This is a genomic window from Parazoarcus communis SWub3 = DSM 12120 (assembly GCF_003226565.1).
Classification (GTDB): Bacteria; Pseudomonadota; Gammaproteobacteria; order Burkholderiales; family Rhodocyclaceae; genus Parazoarcus; species Parazoarcus communis.
Genome location: NZ_QKOE01000001.1, coordinates 676,329 through 697,955 on the forward strand (window position 1 = coordinate 676,329; position 21,627 = coordinate 697,955).

Below are 21,627 nucleotides of genomic sequence, written 5' to 3' on the forward strand. Positions count from 1 at the left end.
CCATGTGCACCGTATGCGGATGCGGCAGCGGCGAGCTGCGCTACAACGGACAACCCGCCAGCCAGCGGGACAAGCCTGCCCGACCCGGCACCACCAGCCAGGCTTTCCGCCCACGGGCGGGGGACGCCTCACCGTGGGGACAGGCTGCGCCCCCCCGCGCGGGCGCGCGCGCGCGCGATGCCGCCTCAACAGCCAACGCCGACGCGCCTGTGGACACCGCGGGCCGCCTCGACTTCGGCAGCGGTCCGGCACACGCACATGCCCCCGGTCTTAGTCAGGCACAGATGGTCAGGATCGAGCGCGACATCCTGGGCAAGAACGACCTGCTCGCTGCCGCCAACCGCAGTTGGCTGGCCACGCGTGGCATCCTGGCCCTGAATCTGGTCTCCAGCCCCGGATCGGGCAAGACCACGCTGCTGTGCGAGACCATAACCCGGCTGGCGGGTGCGGTACCGGTGGCCGTGATCGAGGGCGACCAGCAGACCGAGTTCGACGCCGAACGCATCCGCGCCACCGGTGCACCGGCGCTGCAGATCAATACCGGCAAGGGCTGTCACCTGGACGCCCACATGGTGGGCGAGGCCTTCCGCCGGCTGCACATTGCCGACGACAGCCTGCTGCTGATCGAAAACGTCGGCAATCTGGTGTGCCCGGCAGCCTTCGATCTTGGCGAGGCCCACAAGGTGGTGATCCTGTCGGTCACCGAAGGCGAGGACAAGCCACTGAAGTACCCTGACATGTTCGCCGCGGCCGACCTGATGCTGCTATCCAAGACCGACCTGCTGCCGCATCTGCGCTTTGATGTCGCACGGGCGATCGACTTCGCACGCCGGGTCAACCCGCGGCTGACGGTAATGCAACTCTCCTCCTCCACCGGTGAGGGCTTCGACGCCTGGCTGGACTGGATCCGCCGCGGCCTGGCGGGTGCGCGACGCCCCACCGCCTTCCAGGAGTCCAGGACATGAACGACGATCACGGCACCTCGGCCCGCCCCATTCCACAACTGGAACGCCGCCGCCTGCGTGTGCGCGGCGTGGTTCAGGGTGTGGGGTTCCGGCCTTTCGTCTATCGTCTGGCGCAGGAACTGGGGCTGTCGGGCTGGGTGCGCAACGACGGCGGCGGCGTGGAACTGGAAGCGCAGGGCAGCCCGGGCAACCTGTCCGCGCTGATTGCGCGCCTGCATGGCGAGGCACCACCGCTGGCACGCATCGACCGCCTGGAAAGTACCTTGTGCGAGACCGATCCGGCCGACCACGGCTTCACCATTACGGCCTCGCAAGGGGGTGGCGTGACCACCGCGATTGCGCACGACAGCACGGTGTGCCCGGACTGCCTGGAAGAGCTTTTCAACCCGGCGGACCGCCGCTGGCGTTACCCCTTCATCAACTGTACCCACTGCGGCCCGCGCTACACGATTACCCGGGGCCTGCCCTACGATCGTGTCAGCACCAGCATGGCGCCGTTTGCGCTGTGCCCGGAATGCGCCGACGAGTACGGCGATCCGGCAGATCGCCGTTTTCATGCCGAACCCAACGCCTGTCCGGTGTGCGGCCCCAGGCTGAGCCTGCTCGAAGCCTATGGCGTGACCGTTGCCACCCGCGACCCGGTGGCCGACACCCTGCTGCGCCTGCTGTGCGGCGAAATTGTTGCGGTAAAGGGCCTGGGCGGCTTTCACCTGATGTGCGACGCCCGCAACCCGGAAGCGGTCGCCCGCTTGCGCGAGCGCAAGTCGCGCGACGACAAGCCTTTTGCCATCATGGTGGCCAACCTGGCCTCCGCACGGCACTGGGCGCGACTGAGCGAAGCCGATGAAGCCCTGCTGGGCAGCCCGGAACGGCCGGTGGTGTTGTGCGACAAACGCGACAGCGTCGAAGCAGAGTTGTGCGGCGTGGCCCCGGAGCTGGGCTGGATCGGCCTGATGCTGCCCTACACCCCACTTCACTACCTGCTGTTTCACGACCATGCCGGCCGCCCTGTCGGCACGGCCTGGCTCGACACCCTGCAGGACCTGGTGCTGGTATGCACCTCGGCCAACCCCGGCGGGGAACCGCTGGTCACCGGCAACCGCGAAGCCACCCGCCGGCTAATGGGCATTGCCGATGCCTATCTGATCCACGACCGCGAGATCGTGGTGCGGTGCGACGACTCGGTGGTTCGCAGCCTGCCCACCGTGCGTGCCGGCGACAGCCCCACCCAGTTCATCCGCCGCTCTCGCGGCTACACCCCGCGCGCACTCAAGCTGGCCGACAAGGGTGAACCGGTGCTGGCATTTGGTGGCCTGCTCAAGAACACCGTCTGCCTGACCCGTGGCGACGAAGCCTTCCTGTCGCAGCACGTCGGTGATCTGGCCAGTGCCAGTGCCTGCCAGGCGCTGGACGAGGTCGCCGACCACCTGCAGCGCATCCTTGCGCTGGAGCCGGTCGCCGTCGCGCACGACCTGCACCCCGACTACCCCTCGACCCGTGCCGCCGAGGCGATGGCCGAACGCCTGGGCATTCCGGCCTTTCCGGTACAGCACCACCACGCTCATGTGGCCGCAGTGCAGGCCGAACATGGCCACCGTGGCGCGGTCATCGGCCTGGCACTGGACGGCGTCGGCCTGGGCACCGACGGCAAGGCCTGGGGCGGCGAACTGCTGCAGGTTGATGGAGCCCACTTCAAGCGCCTTGCCCACCTCGCCGCACTGATGCAACCCGGCGCAGACAAGGCGGCGCGCGAGCCATGGCGAATGGCCTCGGCCGTACTGCACCGACTGGGGCGCGGGCGCGAGATTGCCACCCGGTTCAACACCGAACCTGCCGCCTGGCGCATGGCCGAACTGCTGGCAGCCGGCACCCGCTGCCCCCCCACCACCAGCCTGGGGCGCTGGTTCGACGCTGCCGCTGGCTTGCTCGGGGTGTGCCTGCGCATGGGCTACGAAGGCGAGGCCGCGATGCGCCTGGAAACCCTGGCCGCCCGCAGCGGCGCCTGTCTGCCGATGCATGGCGGTTGGCGCATCGACAGCGAGGGCACACTCGACCTGTTGCCGCTGCTCGCCCGCCTCGCCGACGAACGTGACGTGGCCCGCGGCGCGGCACTGTTTCACGCCACCCTGGCCGCAGCGCTCGAAGCCTGGGTGCTGCGCGCAGTGGATCACAGCGGCATCCGCGCCGTGGTGTTGTCGGGAGGCTGTTTCCTCAACCGCCAGCTGTCGCGCGACCTTGCCCGCCGGCTGGCGGCACGCGGCCTGGACGTGCTGGAAGCGCGCCAGGTTCCGCCCAACGATGGCAGTCTGGCCCTGGGCCAGGCCCATGTTGCGCGCCATATTCTGTCCGAAGGAGGCTGTTGATATGTGCCTGGCCATTCCCGCCCGGGTTGCCGAGCTGCTGCCGGGCGACGCCGCCCGGGTCGAACTTGGCGGTGTGCTGAAGGAGATCTCGCTCGCGCTGGTGGACGAGGTGGCCGTCGGTGACTACGTCATCGTTCATGTCGGCTACGCACTGTCCAAGCTCGACCAGGAAGAAGCCGAAGCCACACTGGCGCTGTTTGCCCAGGCAGGGCTGACGTCATCGCTGGAGGACGCATGAAATACGTCGATGAGTTCCGCGACGGCACACTTGCCCGCGGCCTAGGCGAGGCCATTGCCCGCGCCGCCGATCCGGCGCGCGACTATGCCTTCATGGAGTTCTGCGGGGGGCACACCCACGCGATCTCGCGTTACGGCGTCATCGATCTGCTGCCATCCAACGTACGCATGATCCACGGCCCAGGCTGCCCGGTATGCGTCCTGCCGGTTGGCCGCATCGACATGGCCATCCGGCTGGCGATGGAACAGGCCGTGACGATCTGCACTTATGGCGACTGCCTGCGGGTGCCGGCCTCGGATGGGCTGTCGCTGCTCAAGGCACGCGCGCGGCTGGACAAGTCACGCGCCGACATCCGCATGGTGTATTCCGCCGCCGACGCCCTGGCACTGGCCCAGCGCGAACCGCAGCGCGAGGTCGTCTTCCTTGCGATCGGCTTCGAGACCACCACACCGCCGACCGCGCTGGTGTTGCAGCAGGCGCGGGCATTGGGGCTGAAGAACTTCAGCGTGCTGTGCAACCATGTGCTGACCCCGGCCGCCATCGTCGCCATCCTCGACCATCCCGAAGGCAAGGGCGTGAGGCTGGACGGCTTCATCGGCCCGGCCCATGTGTCGACGGTGATCGGCAGCCGCCCCTACGATTTCGTCGCCGAGCACTACCGCAAACCGGTGGTGATCGCCGGCTTCGAGCCGCTGGATGTAATGCAGTCGATCCTGATGCTGGTAAGCCAGGTCAACGAAGGTCGACACGACATCGAGAACGAGTTCTCGCGCGCCGTCACCCGCGACGGCAATCGCAAGGCCCAGGCGCTGGTCGAAGCGGTGTTCGAACTGCGCCCACAATACGAATGGCGCGGCCTGGGCAGCCTGCCCGACTCGGCGCTGCGCATCCGGCCCGAATTCGCTGCCTGGGATGCGGAGGCCAGGTTCGGCCTTGATTACGCCCCGGTGGCCGATCACAAATCCTGCGAGTGCGGCACCATCCTGCGCGGCGAAAAACGCCCGGCCGACTGCAAGCTGTTCGGCACCGCATGCACACCCGAAACGCCAATGGGTTCGTGCATGGTGTCGTCCGAAGGCGCCTGCGCCGCACACTTCAATTACGGCCGCTTCCGCGACATCGCGGTCGTTGCAGCCTGAGGCCGCATGCACCGATCCTCGTCGCAACCGACACAATCAGAACCCAAGACCTGCCCGTGAAAGCTCATTACACCCGCCCGCTCGACCTCAAGCAGGGTCGTGTCGACATGAACCATGGTGCCGGTGGCCGTGCCACCGCCCAACTGGTTGCCGAACTGTTCGGACGCGCCTTTGACAATCCCTGGCTGGCCCAGGGCGATGACGGAGCCGTGCTGCCAGCGCCCACCGCCGACGAACAACTGGTCATGGCCTGCGACGGCCATGTCGTGTCGCCGCTGTTCTTTCCGGGTGGCGACATCGGCAGCCTCGCGGTACACGGTACCGTCAATGACCTGGCGGTCATGGGCGCGCGGCCGCTCTACCTTTCGGCCAGTTTCATCCTTGAAGAAGGCTATCCCCTGGCTGACCTGAAGCGCATTGTCGACTCGATGGCGGCGGCCAGCCGCGCGGCCGGCGTGCCAGTGGTCACTGGCGACACCAAGGTGGTCGAACAGGGCAAGGGCGACGGCGTGTTCATCACCACCACCGGCGTCGGCGCCCGGCCGGCCGGCCGCATCGCCAGTGGCGCACGTGCAGCAGCAGGCGACGTGGTGCTGGTGTCGGGCAGCATGGGCGACCATGGCATGGCGATCCTGGCGGTACGCGAATCGCTAGCCTTCGATTCCGCGATCCAGTCAGACAGTGCCGCCCTGCATGGTCTGGTCGACGCCTTGTATCAGGCCTTGCCGGCAGATGCAGTGCACGTGCTGCGCGACCCGACCCGCGGCGGGCTGGCGACCACGCTCAACGAAATCGCGCGTCAGTCAGGCCTTGGCATGCGCATCGACGAAGCCTCGATTCCGGTACACCCTCAGGTCGAGGCGGCCTGCGAGCTGCTCGGCCTGGACCCGCTCTACCTCGCCAACGAGGGCAAGCTGATCGTCATTTGCGCTGCATCCCACGCCGATGCGGCCCTTGCCGCGCTACGCGACCATCCACTGGGCCGCCAGGCCGCCCGCATTGGTGAGGTCATTGCCGACGACCACCACTTTGTGCAGTTGCGCACGCCGCTCGGCGGCATGCGCATGCTCGACTGGCTCAGCGGCGAGCCGCTGCCGCGCATCTGCTGACCCCTGCGACATGACGCCTCCCCTCCCCCCCGAACTACCAGCCATCCTGGTCGTCGACGACGAAATCCGCTCGCAGGAGGCCCTGCGCCGCACGCTGGAAGAAGATTTCGAGGTGTTCACCGCCTCCACTGCGGAAGATGCGCTGACGGTGCTCGAGCGCGAGTGGATCCGCATCGTACTGTGCGACCAACGCATGCCCGGTACCTCCGGCGTTGCCCTGCTACGTCAGGTGCGCGAGCGCTGGCCCGATGCAATCCGCATCATCATCTCCGGCTACACCGACTCGGAAGACATCATTGCAGGCATCAACGAGGCGGGCATCTACCAATATCTGCTCAAGCCCTGGCAACCCGAGCAGTTGTTGCTGACGCTGAAATCCGCTGCCGAAGCCGCCCGCCTGCACGCCGACAACCAGCGCCTGGCGATGGAGTTGCGCACCGCCGGGCCGGTACTGGAAAAGCAGGTCCACAGCCGGCGCGAGTCGGTACGCCAGCGCTTTGCCCTCGATGCGGTGCTGCGCGCGCCCGATTCGCCCATGAATGCGGTCTGCGCACTGATCCGCAAGCTTGCCGCGCTCGACATCCCGGTGCTGCTGACCGGTGAGTCGGGTACCGGCAAGGAATTGCTCGCACGTGCGCTGCACTATGACAGTCCACGTGCCAGCGAAGCCTTCGTTGTGGAAAACTGTGGCGCCCTGCCCGACCAGTTGCTGGAATCCGAACTCTTCGGCCACAAACGCGGGGCCTTTACCGGTGCCTTCGAGGACCGGATCGGCCTGTTCAAGCAGGCCGATGGCGGCACCATGCTGCTGGACGAAATCGGCGAAACCTCGGCCGCCTTCCAGGTCAAGCTGCTGCGCGTACTGCAGGAAGGCGAGATGCGCCCGGTCGGCGCGAGCCGGCCTTTGCCGGTGGATGTGAGGGTGATTGCCGCGACCAATCGCGATCTTGAAACCGAGGTGCGAGAAGGCCGCTTCCGCGAGGATCTGTATTACCGGCTTGCCGCACTGACGGTGACGGTACCGCCGCTGCGCGAACGACCAATGGACATCCCGCTGATCGCCGCAGCCCTGGTTGAGGAGACCCAGCAGGCGCTCGGCCGCCGCTTTGCGCCCCTGTCACGCGAAGTCATCACCTGCCTGCAGGCGTGGCGCTGGCCAGGCAATGTGCGCGAACTGCGCAACGAGGTACTGCGCATGATCGCACTTGCCGACGGCGACGAACTGGCCGCCGCCCACCTGAGCCCACGCGTGCTGCGCGCCGCGGAGGAAGCCGAGGAGCACGCCCTGTCAGCCGCCAGCGGCAACCCGCTGGGGCCGCTCAGCGGCGACCTGAAGACCCGCCTGGAGACACTGGAAGCGCGCATCGTGCGCGAGTGCCTGATCCGCCATCGCTGGAACAAGACCCAGGCTGCGCGCGAACTCGGCCTGTCGCGCGTCGGCCTGCGCAGCAAGCTGACCCGCTACGGACTGGATCGCGATTGAGCACTCACACTTTGTATGCAGCCGGACCGCTTGGCATGCGACTGGATAATGACTGAGCCGGATTGCGGTGCTAGACTTTTTGCATGAATGCTCATGTAGACCACATCCTGGACGATGCGCTGGGGCTGCCGCCAGATCAACGTTCAGCCTTGATTGTTGTGCTGCTCGACAGCCTTGAAGGCAGTCAGGACGATTCAATTACGGATGCCTGGCGCCAGGAAGTCCGAGCACGACAGGCGGCACTGCGTGCAGGCACAAGCCAAGCATTGTGCTGGACGGAAGCCCGGGTACGACTCAGCAGCCTGTGAGCCGGTTCGTCATCGGCATCCTGCCTGAGGCAGAAGCGGAAATCCGGGAGGCCTTCCGCTGGTACGCCGAACGGAGTCCCCTGGCAGCCAAAGCCTTTCGCGACGAAGTTGTTCAAGCCATTGACCGGCTGGCAAGCGATGCGCTGGTTTGGCCTGAAGACGAAGACGCCATCAGGCGTACGTTGCTCCACCGCTTCCCCTACACAATCCATTACGAGGTTCGCGATCACACCGTCACCGTACTTGCGGTAGCGCATCAACGTCGCCTACCGGGTTACTGGCGCGATCGCTAGCCCAGACGACCTTCACGGTAGTCCGCCAGCGCCTGGTAGATCTCCTGCTCGGTGTTCATGACAAAGGGACCATACTGCGCAATCGGCTCAGCCAGTGGTCGCCCTGCGATCAGCAGCGCACGTGTGTCAACGGTCGCCTCGATGACGACACCGTCGCGATCCACGTCGTTGGCCATGATGACCATGCGCTGCATGGGTACGCTGCGGCCATCAACCTGCAGCGCCCCCCGGTACACGTAGAGAAAGGCGTTGTGATCGGCGGGCAAAGCCTGAGCAAAGCGGCTGCCCGCAGGCAAGCTCAGGTCCAGGTAAAGCGGAACGGTGGTTTCGCGCTGAACGGCGCCGGCAACACCATGGCTGTGGCCCGCAATCACGGTGACGGCAACGCCGGCCTCAGTCGTGAATGAGGGCAACTCGGCCGCGGCGAAGTCGCGGTACCAGGGTGCGCACAGCTTGTCCTTGCCAGGCAGGTTGAGCCACAGCTGGAAGCCTTCCATCACGCCGTCCTGCTGCTGCGGGATCTCGGAATGAATGAGTCCGCGCCCGGCAGTCATCCATTGCACGCCGCCGTTCTCCAGCAGTCCTTCATGCCCCCCGCTGTCGCGATGGAGCATGCGTCCGGCGATCATGTAGGTGACGGTTTCGAAACCCCGGTGCGGATGGTCGGGAAAGCCCGCAATGTAATCGTCGGGATTGTCACTGCCGAAGGCGTCGAGCATCAGGAAGGGATCGAGCCGGCGCTGCAGGTTCTGACTCAATACCCGGGTCAGCTTGACCCCTGCACCGTCGGAGGTCGGCCGACCGACGACCAGACACTCCACACTGCGTGGGTGAAGCACGGACTCATGTTGCAGGCGGGGGGTCATGGACGTCTCCTCATGTGGCCAGGGAGCGGATCATGCATGCACACAAGGCGCACATCACCGGTCCCCGCACCGTTGGTCATGGTGCCGGCAGCGCGTCCTGCCGGCAGGGGGTCATCAGGCAATCGCCGCGGCAATCTCGGCTTGCGCATCGGCAATCGCCTGCTCTGCGGCCTCTGCGCCCATCGCGAAACCTTCGGCATAAATGAACTGCACATCGGTCATGCCAAGGAAACCGAGGAAGGTCTTGAGATGCGGCACCTGGGAATCCAGCTCGGTGCCACGGTAACGGCCGCCACGGGCCAGCGCGACATAGACCTTCTTGCCCTTGAGCAGGCCTTCCGGACCACTCGCAGTGTAGCGGAAGGTGACCCCGGAACGGGCAACCGCATCCACCCAGGCCTTGAGTTGCACCGGGATGCCGAAGTTGTACATCGGCACGCCCAGCACCAGCACATCGGCCGCCTGCAGTTCGGCGATCAGGGCGTCGTCGAGCGCAACCCGGGCGGCCTGTTCCGGCGTACGCTGATCAGCCGGGGTGAACAGGGCGCCAAGCGCGGCTTCGTCCAGCACCGGATGCGGTGTCTTTGCCAGATCGCGCACGACCAGCGAGGCGGCCGGATCGGCTGCCTGCAGGCGGGCAACGACGAGATCGGCCACGCGGGTGGAATTGGCACCGGCACTGCGGGCGCTGGCATTGATTTGAAGGATGTTCATGTTGAGGCTCCTGGTTGGGGTGGGCATGGAGCACACTTTAATCCTGCACAATGCTATTGATAATCGGGTTTTACTGCTTAGATAATTCCAAAAATGGAACAATACGACGCCAACGATTTGCTGATCTTTGCCCGAGTGGCGGAAGCAGGCAGTTTCAGCCGTGCCGCCGAGCAACTTGGCCTGCCAAAATCCACCGTATCGCGCCGTATCGGTGTGCTGGAAGAGCGCTTGGGCGAGCGCCTGTTGTTGCGTACGACCCGCCGTCTGCAGATCACCGAATTTGGCGAGGTCCTGCTCGATCACGCACGGCAGGTCGCCAGTGAGGTGGATGCCGTGGCTGCACTGGCGGACTCGCGGCAGGCCCAGCCGAGCGGCCGCTTGCGGGTATCCATGCCAAGTGACTTCGCCAACCTGCTGCTGGTGGACATGTTGGCCGCCTTCGTCGCCTTGCATCCGGCAATCCGGCTGCAACTGGACCTGTCCCCACGCCGGGTGGACCTGCTGGGAGAGCAGTTCGACCTCGCCATCCGCATGGGTGACCTGCCCGACGACGGCCTGCTGGCAGCACGCAAGCTGGCGGTGTTCGCCAACGGGCTGTATGCCTCACCCGCCTATCTGGCCGAGCATGGCGAGCCCGAATCGCCCGACGACTTGCAACACCATCAGGCCCTGCGCCTGCTCGGCCGCAATGGTGACGCGCTGCGATGGACATTGCTACGGGGTGAGCAGCGTCTCGAACTCGACCCACCCGGCCGGACGGTCGCGAATTCGCCTGAACTGCTGATCCGCATGGTCCGGGCCGGTGCCGGCATCGCTGCCGTACCAGACTATTTTGCATCGCAGTGGCTGCGCCGCGGCGAGTTGCGCCGCGTGCTGCCCGCCTGGTGTCTGCCGGCCAACACGGCCTGGGCGGTGTTTCCCGGACGCAAGCTGATGCCCGCCAAGACACGCGCCTTCATCGACATGTTGCTGGTTGCGTTGCAGCAGCCCACGGAACTTAATGTCTGCACGGGTGCCTGAGCGCGGGTATCCGGATCACCGTGGGAGGTGGATAATCCCGCTTTGACCCGGCTATCCTCCCGTAGCCCGGCACCAATGCGAATCCGGTTTGGAGCGGGGCTTCCCCACCACACCGGTCTCCAGCAGGTGAACCTGCCTGACAACTTCTTCACGCAGCACACAATATGCTCAACACCCTTTCCAGTCGTACCGTGTTTCTCGGTCTTTTCGCTGTCTGTGTCGGCCTGCTTGGTTTTGGTCTGTATCTGCAGCATGTACAGGGGCTGGAGCCCTGCCCGATGTGCATCATGCAGCGCTACGCGCTGGCCGCGGTGGGCGTGGTGGGACTGGTCGGCGGCCTGCATGGACCAGGGCGGACGGGTACGCGGATCTACGCCGGCTTGATCGGGCTGCTGGCGCTGACCGGCGGTGGAGTTGCGGCACAGCAGACCCGCCTGCAACTGAATCCGCCCGGCCTGGCCGAGTGCGGTCCAGGCCTGGAATACCTGATGGAGAGCTTTCCGCTGACGCAGGTGCTGCCGATGCTGTTCCGCGGTGCGGGCGATTGCAGCGCGATCGACTGGACCTTTCTCGGTCTGTCGATCGCGAACTGGTCACTGGTCAATTTTGTGCTGATCGCAGCCCTGGCCGGCTGGTTGCTGTTCAGGCGCGGTGGACGCTGAGCCGACGTCAGCCCACGACACGGACAATGGCGCCACCGATCTCGTAGCGCCCATCACCCAGCGCATGACAGCGAGTGACCTTGAGCCGGGTCACCAGTGGCGGCCGTTCGACCCGCTCACTGGGCGGCGCAACCAGAACCTCGATCACCTCGGCCTCACCCGGCACATAGGCGGCATGAAGCGTCATGCCGCTGATGCTGAGTTCGATGCACTCGGCTGCGACCGTGCGGCCGCCTGTGAGCAGGATGGAGGCGGCACAGCCAAGGGGAATGCGCCGGTCTAGCCGGCGTTCCGGCATTGAAGCTCGATCGTTCATGAAGGGCCTGCCCTTGACGAAGGGAATAGCCCGATTGTAGCGCGCCGGAGTCAGTAGCGGTCCTTGACGCCCAGTTTGCGCAGGATATTCTCCAGCGGGCACAGCCCGGTGAAGCCGCTCTGGAACAGATTCACCCCGACGAATGCGGTGAACCACAAAAAGTTGGCATTGACGAATACTGGCGAGGCCTCAACACCGAGCGCCAGCGAGATCAGCACAAAGGCACCGGCAAAGATGCGGACGAACTGATTGGTGGTGAGTTTCATGCAAGATCCTCCTTCAGTTGCGCGAGACGGGTTCGCATCGCAGCGAAATACAGTACGGGGATGACGACCAGCGTCAGCAGGGTAGAGACAAGCACGCCAAAGATCAGGCTGAGCGCAAGGCCGTTGAAGATCGGATCATCCAGGATGAACACCGCACCGATCATTGCCGCCAGCCCGGTGAGACCAATCGGCTTGGCCCGCACCGCAGCGGCGCGGATCACCGCCTCGCCAAACTCGACGCCTTCGCGTATCTGCTGATTGACGAAGTCCACCAGCAGGATGGAATTGCGCACGATGATTCCGGCGAGCGCGATCATGCCGATCATCGAGGTCGCGGTGAATTGGGCGCCGAACAAGGCATGGCCGGGCATGACACCGATGAGGGTCAGCGGGATCGGCGCCATGATGATCAGCGGCACCAGATAGCTGCGGAACTGGGCCACCACCAGCAGGTAGATCAGGATCAGGCCCACCGCATAGGCCGCGCCCATGTCGCGGAAGGTTTCGTAAGTGACCTGCCATTCGCCGTCCCACTTGAGCTGGTAGCCATCGTAGGGATCGACCGGTGCACGAATGAACCATTCACCCAGGGTACCGGCAAGGCCAGGGGCGCCCTCGAGCGCCATGCCGCTGATCTTGCTGCGGATGTCGAACATGCCGTACAGCGGCGAATCCAGCTTGCCTCCCATATCACCGGTGACATATACGACCGGCAACAGATCCTTGCGGTAGATCACCTGCTCGCGCCCGGTTTCGTGCACCACGACCAGTTCCGATATGGCCACCAGGCTTCCATCACGTGCGCGCACCTTCAGGCCCAGCAGATGGGCGATATCGGACTGACGCTCGGCAGGCAACTGGATGCGCACCGGAATCTCGTACTTGTTAACGCCACCGTGCACCGGCGTGACGTCCTCGCCACTCAGGCCCAGACGGACGACCTCGACGATGTCGGCCTGGGCCACCCCCATACGTGCCGCCTTGGCCTGATCGACCTTGAGCACCCACTTCGGCGCGGCCTCGTCGATGCTGTCGTCAACACCCACGATGTCGGCAGTGGCCTCGAATGCCGCTCGTACCCGGCGGGCGACCTCGAGCTGGCCGGCGTAGTCCGGCCCATAGATCTCCGCCACAATCGGCGACATCACCGGAGGACCAGGCGGGACTTCGACCACTTTGGCATTGCCCCCATTGCGTCGGGCAATCTCGGTCACAGCGTCACGCACCGACACGGCAATCTCGTGGCTCTGGCGACTGCGGTGCGCCTTGTCCACCAGATTGACCTGCAGGTCGCCCTGCTCGGGGGCACTGCGCAGGTAATATTGACGGACCAGACCGTTGAAGTTGATCGGACTGGCCGTGCCGGCATAGGCCTGCCAGTCGGTGACCTCCTCAACCTTCGCTAGATGGGCACCGATCTCGCGCAGCACGCGCGCGGTTTCCTCTACCGGCGTTCCCACCGGCATGTCGAGCACCACCTGGAACTCGCTCTTGTTGTCGAAAGGCAGCATCTTCATGACCACCAATTGCACCACCGGCAGGGCAACCGAGGCCGCAATCAGCGCCACTACGAGCAACCACAGCTTGAGCCGGGCGCGTGCCCCGGTGGCAGCGTCGAGCATCGGCGTCATGATGCGGCGGAACAGGCCATCGAGCTTGCGGGTAAGCTTGTCCTCGCCTTCGTGATGATGCGCATCAACCGACTTCATCAGCTTCTGTGCCAGCCACGGCGTGACAATGAAGGCGATGGCGAGCGAGATGAACATCCCCATCGAGGCATTGATCGGGATCGGGCTCATGTAGGGGCCCATCAAGCCGGTGACGAAGGCCATCGGCAAAAGCGCCGCGATCACGGTGAAGGTGGCCAGGATGGTGGGGCCACCCACTTCGTCCACCGCCTTCGGGATCAGCTGCCACAGCGGCGTATCGGGTTCGAGCACATGCCAGCGATGGATGTTCTCGACCACGACGATGGCGTCATCCACCAGGATGCCAATGGAGAAGATCAGGGCAAACAGGCTGACCCGGTTCAGTGTGAAGCCCCAGGCCCAGGAGGCAAACAGCGTGGCTGCCAGAGTCAGGCTCACGGCAACGCCGACGATGACCGCCTCACGTTTTCCGAGGGCAAAGAACACCAAGGCCACCACCGCCGCAGTGGCAAAGGCAAGCTTGCCGATCAGCTTTTGCGCCTTGTCGTTGGCCGTCTTGCCGTAGTTGCGGGTCACGGTGTAATTGACGCCGTCCGGCACGATGGTCCCCTTGAGACCCTCCATACGGGCAATGACGCCATTGGCGACGTCGGCGGCATTGGCCCCCGGCTTTTTCGAGATCGACAGCGTCACTGCCGGCTGCGCACCCAGCGCCTCACCGCCTCGTACTGCACCGCTTCCGAACCAGATATAGTTGCCGGGTTGATCCGGCCCGTCGGTCACCCGGGCGACATCGCGCAGGAACACCGGGCGCCCGTCCGCCACCGCCACCACCAGACTGCGCACATCCTCGGCCGAGCTCAGGTAGGTGCCGGTCTGTACCAGCACTTCACGGTTGTTGGCGACCAGACTGCCCGCAGGCTGCGACGCATTGGCCAATTGCAGGGCCGCACGCAGATCCTGGGCAGTGACACCGTGCGCGTTCATCCGCTCGGTGTCGAGATCGACACGGATCACATGACCCGGACCGCCGATGGTAACCACGTCACGTGCGCCGGGAATGCGCTTGAGTTCGAGCTCTGCAGCCCGCGCCACCTGTTGTAGCTCAAAGGCTGCACGCGCCGGATCGGCAGTCCATAGGGTAAGGCTGACGATGGGGACGTCGTCAATGCCCTTGGGCTTGATCAATGGGGTACCGACCCCCAGTTGCGGCGACAACCAGTCGGCGTGGGAATGCACGGTATCGTAAAGTCGCACCAGCGCCGTCTGATTGGGCACGCCGACCTCGAACTGCACGGTAATGACGGCCATTCCTGGGCGGGAAACCGAGTACACATGCTCGACCCCGGTCATGCGCGACAGCACCTGCTCGGCGGGACGCGCCACCAGGGCTTCGACGTCGCGTGCCGAAGCCCCCGGGAAGGGAACGATGACGTTGGCCATGGTGACGTCGATCTGCGGCTCTTCCTCCTTGGGGGTCACCAAGGTGGCAAAAATCCCCGACAGCAGCAGCACGATCGCAATCAACGGCGTCAGCGCGTTGCGCTGAAAGGCCGCAGCGATGCGGCCGGATACCCCAAGGTCAGCCTTCATGCCAGCCCCCTTCAGGGTTTTGCCGCGGACGACGGGGTGCGGCCGACAATGCCGGCGCGCACCGGATCCAGCGCGACGATTTCACCGTCGCGCAGCCCCGCAAGCACCGCATACGCATCCCCCCCGGCCAGGCGTTCACCGAGACGCAATTGTCGCAGCGAGAATCCGCCCTGCGCTTCAGCCACATATACCGCCGTCAGCTCGCCCCGGCGTACCACGGCCTGCACGGGAACACTCAACTGCGCACGTTCGGCCGCAATGAAATGCACGCGGGCGAAACTGCCGGGGACCACCCCCACCGTTCCTGCGGGCAGATCGATACGCACCCGGACGGTGTGGGTACGCGCATCGGCAGCTGGCAGCACGGTAACCGCAGCAGCCTCCAGCCAGCGCCCGCTGTCGGGCAGTTCAATGCGGGCGCGCAACGGCGCGTTGCCAAAACCGGCAATGACTTGCTGTGCCACATCGGTGACGGCACGCAGGGCGTCGGGGTCGTAGACCGTCAACAAGGGTGTACCGGGCTGGGCCATCTCGCCCTGCTCGACATGGCGGGCTGCAACCAGACCATCGAGCGGAGACTGGATGCGGGCATGATCCTGCACCACACCCGCTTGCCCCCGCCCAGCCTGAGCCGCGCGCCATTGCGCTTCGGCCGCCTCGAAGCCACTACGGGCCTGGTCGAGCACCGACTGACTGACAAACTTGCGCTCATGCAGGCTGCGGGCACGCTCGTAATCGGCTTGTGCCTTGACCCGTGCGGCCGCGGCCTGGGCCACCCCCGCCTCGGCTGCGGCGAGCGCCTGGGTGGCTTCGGCAGCATCGATGCGCAGCAGCAGCTCGCCACGTCGTACGCGATCACCGGCGTCGACGGCAAGCGCTACGACACGACCGGAGACCTGGGCTGCCAGCGTGGCCTGACGAACGGCCTCGATGGTGGCCTCGGTCGGGTGTGATGCGGCCGTCGCGCGGGACTCGATGCGCAAGGTAGGAATGTCGTCACCGGACCAGGCTGACAGGGTCAGCAAGGCGGCACACGCAGCAAGACAGAATCTGATTGGCTTCATATATATAAGTATATTCTTATACAAAGAAGCGTCAAGCGATACTGCCTCCCTCAAGCTGCTGATGAACCGATTCGAGCACCTTGCTCAATCGGCTTCGAGCACATCCCTTGCGTATGCTGCAATGGCCCCAACCACACCGGGCGCTTCGCCAGCCGCCAGCGCCAGACGGATATCGCACGCGGGGTGACGGGCTCGGGCCGCATCAATCAGCACCGGCACGTCACGCTTCAGATGCCCACCCTGCGCCAGAAACACCGGCACCACCGCCAGCCTCGTCGCCCCTGCAGCCGCCAGCGTATCAACCGCCTGCTCCAGCGTCGGGCTCATGAACTCGAGAAAGGCCAGTTCGACCGCAAGCCCGGGATCGCTCTCCAGCAAATGCGCACGCATCCGCTGCATCGGCCCTGCCCACTCCGGATCTCTTGCGCCATGGCCAAACAGGATGACGCCACGACGTTCAGGCTTGTTTGCAGATTCCATGATGCTTCCAGTCGATAGGCACGCAACAGCCTTGTGTCGCGGCAGGATTCATGAAGATTCTTTCAAAAGATGCTCGAGTACCCGGGCGGAAGCGAACAATCCAACACTGGCCGTCATCGCCATGCTCGAACCATAGCCGGCACACGCCAGCCCCTGAGGACCACGGCCTGCATCCGTTTCGCAAGAGACCACCGGCAGACGCAAGGGTTCGCAGGAATACACCGCCTCGATACCGAACTTGCGCCGGGGGTCGCGTGGAAACCCATGCGCCTTGCGCAGTTGAGCTCGAACCTTGGCCAGCAAGGGGTCCTGTTCCGTCGCAGAGAGATCGGCCACCCGGATACGCGTCGGGTCGGTCTTGCCACCTGCCCCACCCGACATTATCAAGGTCAGCCCCGCGGCACGGCAGTGCGCTGCCATCGCAACCTTGGCGCGGACATTGTCGATCGCATCGACAACAACGTCGAATGTGCCCAGCAGTCCGGCCACATTGTCAGCGTCCAGAAAATCCTCGACAAGGTGCAAGTCACACAGCGGATTGATCGCGCGGATACGTGCCGCCATGGCAAGCACCTTGGCTTGCCCCAGCGTATCGTCCAGGGCATGCGCCTGACGGTTGATGTTGGACTCTGCAACATGATCGAGGTCGATCAGGGTCAGGCGCCCGACACCACTACGTGCAAGCGACTCCGCCACCCAGGAACCTACCCCGCCAATACCGACCACGCACACATGGGCGCGAAGCAGACGATCAACCGTACCGACGCCGTAAAGCCGGTCCATGCCGCCAAAACGACGGGTGAGATCGACATCCGGCAGGGTGGGGGACGATTCAGGCAACGGTTCGGACATCGTGATGCGACCAATCATGTGCAAGGGGTCGTGAGTTTAGCAGCCAGCAGCGCAAAGTCTGCCGCTGCTGCTGGCGCCCCCTGCCCGTTACCGGCCTGCTCCAATCCCGCCTCAACCCCTTGGGCGATCGGGCTCCTGGAGAAGAAGGTCAGGCGACCTCAACCTCTTCCATCTTGAGGCTGTCCAGCCATACGCCCAAGCCCTGGGCGTTGAGTTCCAGATCGAGGCGCATGAGTTCAAGCGCACGATCCTCGTCAAGCGCCCACTGCTGACGGGCAGTCTCCTCGCGCACAATCTGCTCGAGGCCCGCGAGGATCTCGACGTGGCGGGCGACGCCATCTCCCCTCGCAGCCTGCGCCACCGCGACCTGGGTATCGACCAGCCGGTGCAGGTCAGCCGCGAGCCGCTCGACCTCGGTCACCCGACTGTAGTGGGTCAGATACATCGCGTCAGGCTCGAGCGCAAGCAGGCGATCGATGGACTGATGCATGGCGTGGGGGTCGAACTGCGATGGTGTGGTCGTGGGGTAGATGAAGGCACGACCGTCGACGTCCAGGTCGCGGTAGGAGACGCCGAATACATCACCCGTGAAGCAGGCGCGCGCCACGGGATCCCACAGCGTGATGTGATGTCTGGCATGCCCCGGGGTATCCAGCACCCGCAGGCGGCGCTGCCCCAGCGGTAACTCGAGCCCCTCGGTAGCGGGAACGATACGCCCCGCCTCGACCGGCGCCAGCCGGCCATAGAGCCGGAAAGTCTGCTCGGCGCCATAGACCGCTGCAGCCCCGTCCCACAGGCGGGCGGGGTCGATCATGTGCCGCACCCCACGCGGATGCACGACCAGGCGCGCGTTGGGCAAGGCGCACATCAGACTGCCAGCCCCTCCTGCATGATCGAGGTGGATATGGGTCAGGACCACCCAATCAACCGCTTCCGGCGCCACACCCAGCCCGGCAAGCGCCCCCAGGATACGCGGGACCGACGCATTGCTGGCGGTGTCGATAACCGCCGCACGGCCCTGATCAATGATCAGATGGATGGCGGCTACGTGAGGACGCTCGCCATAGCCCGAATCGATTGCATGAATGCCGTCCGGATAGGTAACGATGCTCTGCACCTTGAGTCTCCCGTCTTGTTCTTGATGATTTTGCGCAATTGTATCCATACCCCTGACAGGGTGATATATGGCATACGACACGTTACACTCTGCGAACCAAAGACCCGATCTGTTCGCATGGACTTCAATTTTGACCGACAGCCCGATCGCCGCGATGTTCCCGGCGAGAAGTGGGGACGCTACGCGGGCCGTGACATTCTGCCGCTATGGGTCGCCGACATGGACTTCACAGCGCCACCGCCGGTCCTTGCGGCCCTGCAGGCGCGGCTGGATCATGGCATCTTCGGCTACACCGATCCGTGGCCGAGCCTGATCGAAGCGGTCATAACGGGCATCGCTCGCGACCACAACTGGTTGATCGAGCCCGACTGGCTGGTGTGGCTGCCCGGTGTCGTCAGCGGTTTCAACCTGGCCTGCCGCGCCGTGGGCGAAGCCGGTGACGGGGTCTTCACCGCCACGCCAGTCTATCCGCCATTCCTGTTTGCACCTGAAAATAGCGACCGCCGCCTGCAGACTTGCGCACTGACGTTCGACGGCCAGCGCTGGCTGTGGGATCGGGATGCCACCGCCGCAGCCATGGACGCACGCACCCGCCTGTTCATGCTGTGCAATCCGCACAACCCGGTCGGGCGCGCATTCGACCGCGACGAACTACGCTGGATCGCAAATCTTGCCGAACAGCGTGACCTGATCATCTGCAGCGACGAGATCCACTGCGGCCTGGTATTGGACGACTACCATCCGCACATCCCGATTGCCGCGCTCGACAACACCGTCGCCCGACGCACGATCACGCTGATGGCGCCGTCAAAGACCTGGAACATCCCCGCGCTGTATTGCGCATTTGCGATCATTCCCGATGCCAGTCTGCGCGCACGTTTCAAACGTGCAATGCGCGGGATCGTTCCGCAGGTGAACGTGCTGGGCCTGACCGCCACCGAAGCGGCCTACCGCGAAGGTGGCCCCTGGCGGACTGCACTGCTGGCGTATCTGCGTGAAAACCGTCAACGCGTACTGGAAGCGGTTTCGGCAATGCCGGGCCTGCAGACTTGCTCGCCCGAAGCGACCTACCTGGCCTGGATCGACTGCCGCGCAGCTGGACTGGACGACCCGGCAGGCTTTTTTGAGGTAGCTGGCGTCGGCTTGTCCGATGGCAAGGCTTTCGGCATGCCCGGTTTCGTCAGACTGAACTTCGGCTGCCCCAGCACGACGCTGGATGAGGCACTGAAACGAATGCACGCTGCGCTGACACCTTGAAGCGCTTCGAGGTCAGCCCGTAACAGGAAGGATACGGGCTGACATTGCCCGGTCAGAACGGGATATCGTCGTCAAAGTCCCCGAAGCCGCCCGGTGCAGGCTTGGCAGCCGGCGCCTGGGCCGCGGGGCGCGAGGGCGCTGCGGCCGGCGCGTCATAGCCCCCACCACCGTAGTTACCGGAATCACCGCCACGCATCGGCGCATCGCCACCCTCACGCCGGCTGCCGAGCATCTTCATCTCGTCACCGCGGATTTCGGTGGTGTAGCGGTCCTGTCCGTCCTTATCCTGCCATTTACGCGTCTGCAGCCGACCTTCGACGTAGATCTGGCTACCCTTGCGCAGATATTGCGCAGCAACTTCGGCAATACGACCAAAAAACACCACACGATGCCACTCGGTCGCCTCGCGACGTTCGCCCGACGCCTTGTCCTTCCAGGTCTCGGTGGTTGCAAGCGTCAGGTTGGTGATCGCATCGCCGCTCGGCGCATAGCGGGTTTCCGGATCCTTGCCCAGATTGCCGATCAGAATGACTTTGTTCAGGGATGCCATCCCGTTCTCCTGTGTGTTCGTTTCAATTCGATGCCGCGACCGCGGCCTTGCGTATCGGGGGCGGCGTCATCGTCGCCGACAGCGCCAGCCAGAGCAAGGCCAGCACGGCACAGGCGAGCGCCACGCCACCATTGCCGAAGTGCTGGCCAAGCCAGCCACCCAGCACACCCCCGAGAAACAGTCCAAAGGACTGCAATGTGTTGTACACCCCGAGCGCCGTCCCCTTGGATGCAGGCGGCGCAATCCGCGAGATCCAGGAGGGCTGCGTCGCTTCGAGGATATTGAAGGCAACGAAGAAGAGTGTCAGCCATAATGCAATTGACATCAACCCATCTGCCCACGCATACAAGCCGAACTGCACCACCACCAGCAAGGCAACTGCAGTGTTGAAGATCTGCTTGAAGCGGTTGTGACGCTCAGCCACGATGATGGCAGGCACCATGACCACAAACGAGAGCAGCACCGCTGGCAGGTAGACCTTCCAGTGCTCGGCCAGCGCCAGCCCCCCTTTGGAAACCAGTGCAGCAGGCACCATCACCCACATCGTGGTCTGGATCAGATGCAGTGCAAAGACGCCGAAGTTGAGACGCATCAACTGGCTGTCGCGCAGGATGTCGACGAAGCGGCCAGCCGTTGCGCGCGGCACCGGCGGCGCCTCGGGCACCACCCACACCACCACCACCATGGCACCGGCAGCCAGCGCTGCAGTCAACCAGAAGATGCCCGCCATGCCGATGGCCGAGTACAACAGGGGTGCTGCAACCATGGAAGCCGCAAACACCAGGCCAATGCTTGACCCGATCATCGCCATGACCTTGGTCCGGTGCTGATCGCGGGTCAGGTCAGCCGCCAATGCGGTTACCGCGGCAGAGATCGCTCCAGCGCCCTGCAATACCCGTCCGGCAATGATCACGTAAATGTTATCGGCCATTGCCGCCACCGCACTGCCGATCACGAACAACAGCAAGCCGAACAGGATGACCGGTTTGCGCCCGAAGCGGTCAGAGGCGGCACCAAACGCGATCTGCAGACAAGCCTGCGTCAGACCATAGGCGCCGATCGCCAGGCCGACCAGCGTCAGGTTGTCGCCCCCAGGAATCGAATGGGCGTGCACGGCGAAGACCGGCAGGATGAGGAACAGGCCCAGCATGCGCAGCGCGAATATGGACGCCAGGCTGACGCCAGCGCGGCGCTCGGCGGGGGTCATCGGATCGCGTTTCGGGGAAGACATGCGGAGGCGGCAAAAAAAGAAGGTGATTCTAACATTGGCCCGAAGACGCTTCTCTCTTATATAGTGCAACGTTCTCTTCCGTGTTGCCTGCC

General features: G+C 64.7%; 22 protein-coding genes. 11 read left to right on the forward strand and 11 right to left on the reverse strand.

Annotation, left to right across the window (positions count from 1 at the left end):
• Positions 1 to 2 precede the first annotated feature (2 nt).
• The 8 genes from hypB (at position 3) to DNK49_RS03195 (ending at position 7,898) form a co-directional block, all read left to right on the forward strand.
• On the forward strand, positions 3 to 965 hold the full coding sequence (hypB, locus tag DNK49_RS03160) for a hydrogenase nickel incorporation protein HypB (RefSeq protein WP_110522836.1): 963 nt from the start codon (positions 3 to 5) through the stop codon (positions 963 to 965).
• Positions 962 to 3,328 (forward strand): carbamoyltransferase HypF, encoded by a 2,367-nt coding sequence (gene hypF / locus DNK49_RS03165; RefSeq protein ID WP_110522837.1) that lies wholly within the window; start codon positions 962 to 964, stop codon positions 3,326 to 3,328. Before hypB ends, hypF begins: the two co-directional genes overlap by 4 nt.
• Position 3,329: 1 nt before the next feature.
• A complete protein-coding gene (locus tag DNK49_RS03170; RefSeq protein ID WP_110522838.1) occupies positions 3,330 to 3,566 on the forward strand; it encodes a HypC/HybG/HupF family hydrogenase formation chaperone in 237 nt (78 codons plus the stop codon).
• Positions 3,563 to 4,705 carry a hydrogenase formation protein HypD gene (hypD, locus tag DNK49_RS03175; RefSeq protein ID WP_110522839.1) on the forward strand — a complete coding sequence of 381 codons (1,143 nt, stop codon included), beginning with the start codon at positions 3,563 to 3,565 and terminating at the stop codon, positions 4,703 to 4,705. The genes DNK49_RS03170 and hypD overlap by 4 nt, the downstream gene beginning before the upstream one ends.
• 107 nt (positions 4,706 to 4,812) lie before the next feature.
• Complete coding sequence (hypE, locus tag DNK49_RS03180) at positions 4,813 to 5,814, forward strand: hydrogenase expression/formation protein HypE (RefSeq protein WP_110522984.1); 1,002 nt, start codon at positions 4,813 to 4,815, stop codon at positions 5,812 to 5,814.
• A gap of 10 nt (positions 5,815 to 5,824) precedes the next feature.
• Entirely contained in the window at positions 5,825 to 7,297 is a 1,473-nt protein-coding gene (locus DNK49_RS03185) for a sigma-54-dependent transcriptional regulator (protein WP_110522840.1), read from the forward strand.
• An 83-nt stretch (positions 7,298 to 7,380) separates the two neighbouring features.
• Positions 7,381 to 7,605 carry an addiction module protein gene (locus DNK49_RS03190; RefSeq protein WP_110522841.1) on the forward strand — a complete coding sequence of 75 codons (225 nt, stop codon included), beginning with the start codon at positions 7,381 to 7,383 and terminating at the stop codon, positions 7,603 to 7,605.
• Positions 7,602 to 7,898: a type II toxin-antitoxin system RelE/ParE family toxin gene (locus DNK49_RS03195; protein WP_165843255.1), complete on the forward strand. Its 297-nt coding sequence runs from the start codon at positions 7,602 to 7,604 to the stop codon at positions 7,896 to 7,898. The genes DNK49_RS03190 and DNK49_RS03195 overlap by 4 nt, the downstream gene beginning before the upstream one ends.
• On the opposite strand, the gene DNK49_RS03200 is transcribed toward DNK49_RS03195, so the two are convergent.
• Both DNK49_RS03200 and DNK49_RS03205 read right to left on the reverse strand, forming a co-directional pair.
• On the reverse strand, positions 7,895 to 8,764 hold the full coding sequence (locus DNK49_RS03200) for a pirin family protein (RefSeq protein ID WP_110522843.1): 870 nt from the start codon (positions 8,762 to 8,764) through the stop codon (positions 7,895 to 7,897). The two genes, DNK49_RS03195 and DNK49_RS03200, sit on opposite strands and share 4 nt — an antisense overlap.
• A 114-nt stretch (positions 8,765 to 8,878) precedes the next feature.
• A complete protein-coding gene (locus tag DNK49_RS03205) occupies positions 8,879 to 9,478 on the reverse strand; it encodes an FMN-dependent NADH-azoreductase (protein ID WP_110522844.1) in 600 nt (199 codons plus the stop codon).
• A 93-nt stretch (positions 9,479 to 9,571) separates the two neighbouring features.
• On the opposite strand from DNK49_RS03205, the gene DNK49_RS03210 reads away from it, so the two are divergent.
• Positions 9,572 to 10,498 (forward strand): LysR family transcriptional regulator, encoded by a 927-nt coding sequence (locus DNK49_RS03210; RefSeq protein WP_110522845.1) that lies wholly within the window; start codon positions 9,572 to 9,574, stop codon positions 10,496 to 10,498.
• Between the two features lie 164 nt (positions 10,499 to 10,662).
• A complete protein-coding gene (locus DNK49_RS03215) occupies positions 10,663 to 11,160 on the forward strand; it encodes a disulfide bond formation protein B (RefSeq protein ID WP_110522846.1) in 498 nt (165 codons plus the stop codon).
• A 7-nt stretch (positions 11,161 to 11,167) separates the two neighbouring features.
• Here DNK49_RS03215 and DNK49_RS03220 read toward each other — a convergent pair whose 3' ends face one another.
• From DNK49_RS03220 to DNK49_RS03250, 7 genes are all read right to left on the reverse strand, one after another.
• A complete protein-coding gene (locus tag DNK49_RS03220) occupies positions 11,168 to 11,476 on the reverse strand; it encodes a PilZ domain-containing protein (RefSeq protein ID WP_110522847.1) in 309 nt (102 codons plus the stop codon).
• Between the two features lie 50 nt (positions 11,477 to 11,526).
• Positions 11,527 to 11,742, reverse strand: coding sequence for a YgaP family membrane protein (locus tag DNK49_RS03225; protein ID WP_110522848.1), 216 nt, complete (start codon positions 11,740 to 11,742; stop codon positions 11,527 to 11,529).
• The gene (locus DNK49_RS03230) at positions 11,739 to 14,984 is read right to left on the reverse strand and encodes an efflux RND transporter permease subunit (RefSeq protein WP_110522849.1); all 3,246 of its coding nucleotides are present in this window, start codon (positions 14,982 to 14,984) and stop codon (positions 11,739 to 11,741) included. Before DNK49_RS03230 ends, DNK49_RS03225 begins: the two co-directional genes overlap by 4 nt.
• A gap of 11 nt (positions 14,985 to 14,995) precedes the next feature.
• On the reverse strand, positions 14,996 to 16,048 hold the full coding sequence (locus tag DNK49_RS03235) for an efflux RND transporter periplasmic adaptor subunit (RefSeq protein ID WP_110522850.1): 1,053 nt from the start codon (positions 16,046 to 16,048) through the stop codon (positions 14,996 to 14,998).
• 84 nt (positions 16,049 to 16,132) lie between these two features.
• The gene (locus DNK49_RS03240; protein WP_110522851.1) at positions 16,133 to 16,528 is read right to left on the reverse strand and encodes a sirohydrochlorin chelatase; all 396 of its coding nucleotides are present in this window, start codon (positions 16,526 to 16,528) and stop codon (positions 16,133 to 16,135) included.
• A 48-nt stretch (positions 16,529 to 16,576) separates the two neighbouring features.
• Positions 16,577 to 17,398 carry a tRNA threonylcarbamoyladenosine dehydratase gene (locus DNK49_RS03245; protein WP_424444906.1) on the reverse strand — a complete coding sequence of 274 codons (822 nt, stop codon included), beginning with the start codon at positions 17,396 to 17,398 and terminating at the stop codon, positions 16,577 to 16,579.
• 130 nt (positions 17,399 to 17,528) lie between these two features.
• Entirely contained in the window at positions 17,529 to 18,497 is a 969-nt protein-coding gene (locus tag DNK49_RS03250) for an MBL fold metallo-hydrolase (RefSeq protein ID WP_110522852.1), read from the reverse strand.
• 117 nt (positions 18,498 to 18,614) lie between these two features.
• Between DNK49_RS03250 and DNK49_RS03255 the strand changes: the two genes are divergently transcribed.
• Positions 18,615 to 19,754 (forward strand): MalY/PatB family protein, encoded by a 1,140-nt coding sequence (locus DNK49_RS03255; protein WP_110522853.1) that lies wholly within the window; start codon positions 18,615 to 18,617, stop codon positions 19,752 to 19,754.
• Positions 19,755 to 19,806: 52 nt separating this feature from the next.
• Here the strand turns inward: DNK49_RS03255 and ssb are convergent, their stop codons facing one another.
• Together ssb and DNK49_RS03265 are read right to left on the reverse strand one after the other, a co-directional pair.
• Positions 19,807 to 20,304, reverse strand: a complete 498-nt coding sequence (ssb, locus tag DNK49_RS03260; RefSeq protein WP_110522854.1) for a single-stranded DNA-binding protein — start codon at positions 20,302 to 20,304, stop codon at positions 19,807 to 19,809.
• Positions 20,305 to 20,326: 22 nt separating this feature from the next.
• Positions 20,327 to 21,535, reverse strand: a complete 1,209-nt coding sequence (locus DNK49_RS03265; protein ID WP_243632221.1) for an MFS transporter — start codon at positions 21,533 to 21,535, stop codon at positions 20,327 to 20,329.
• Between the last annotated feature and the right edge of the window lie 92 nt (positions 21,536 to 21,627).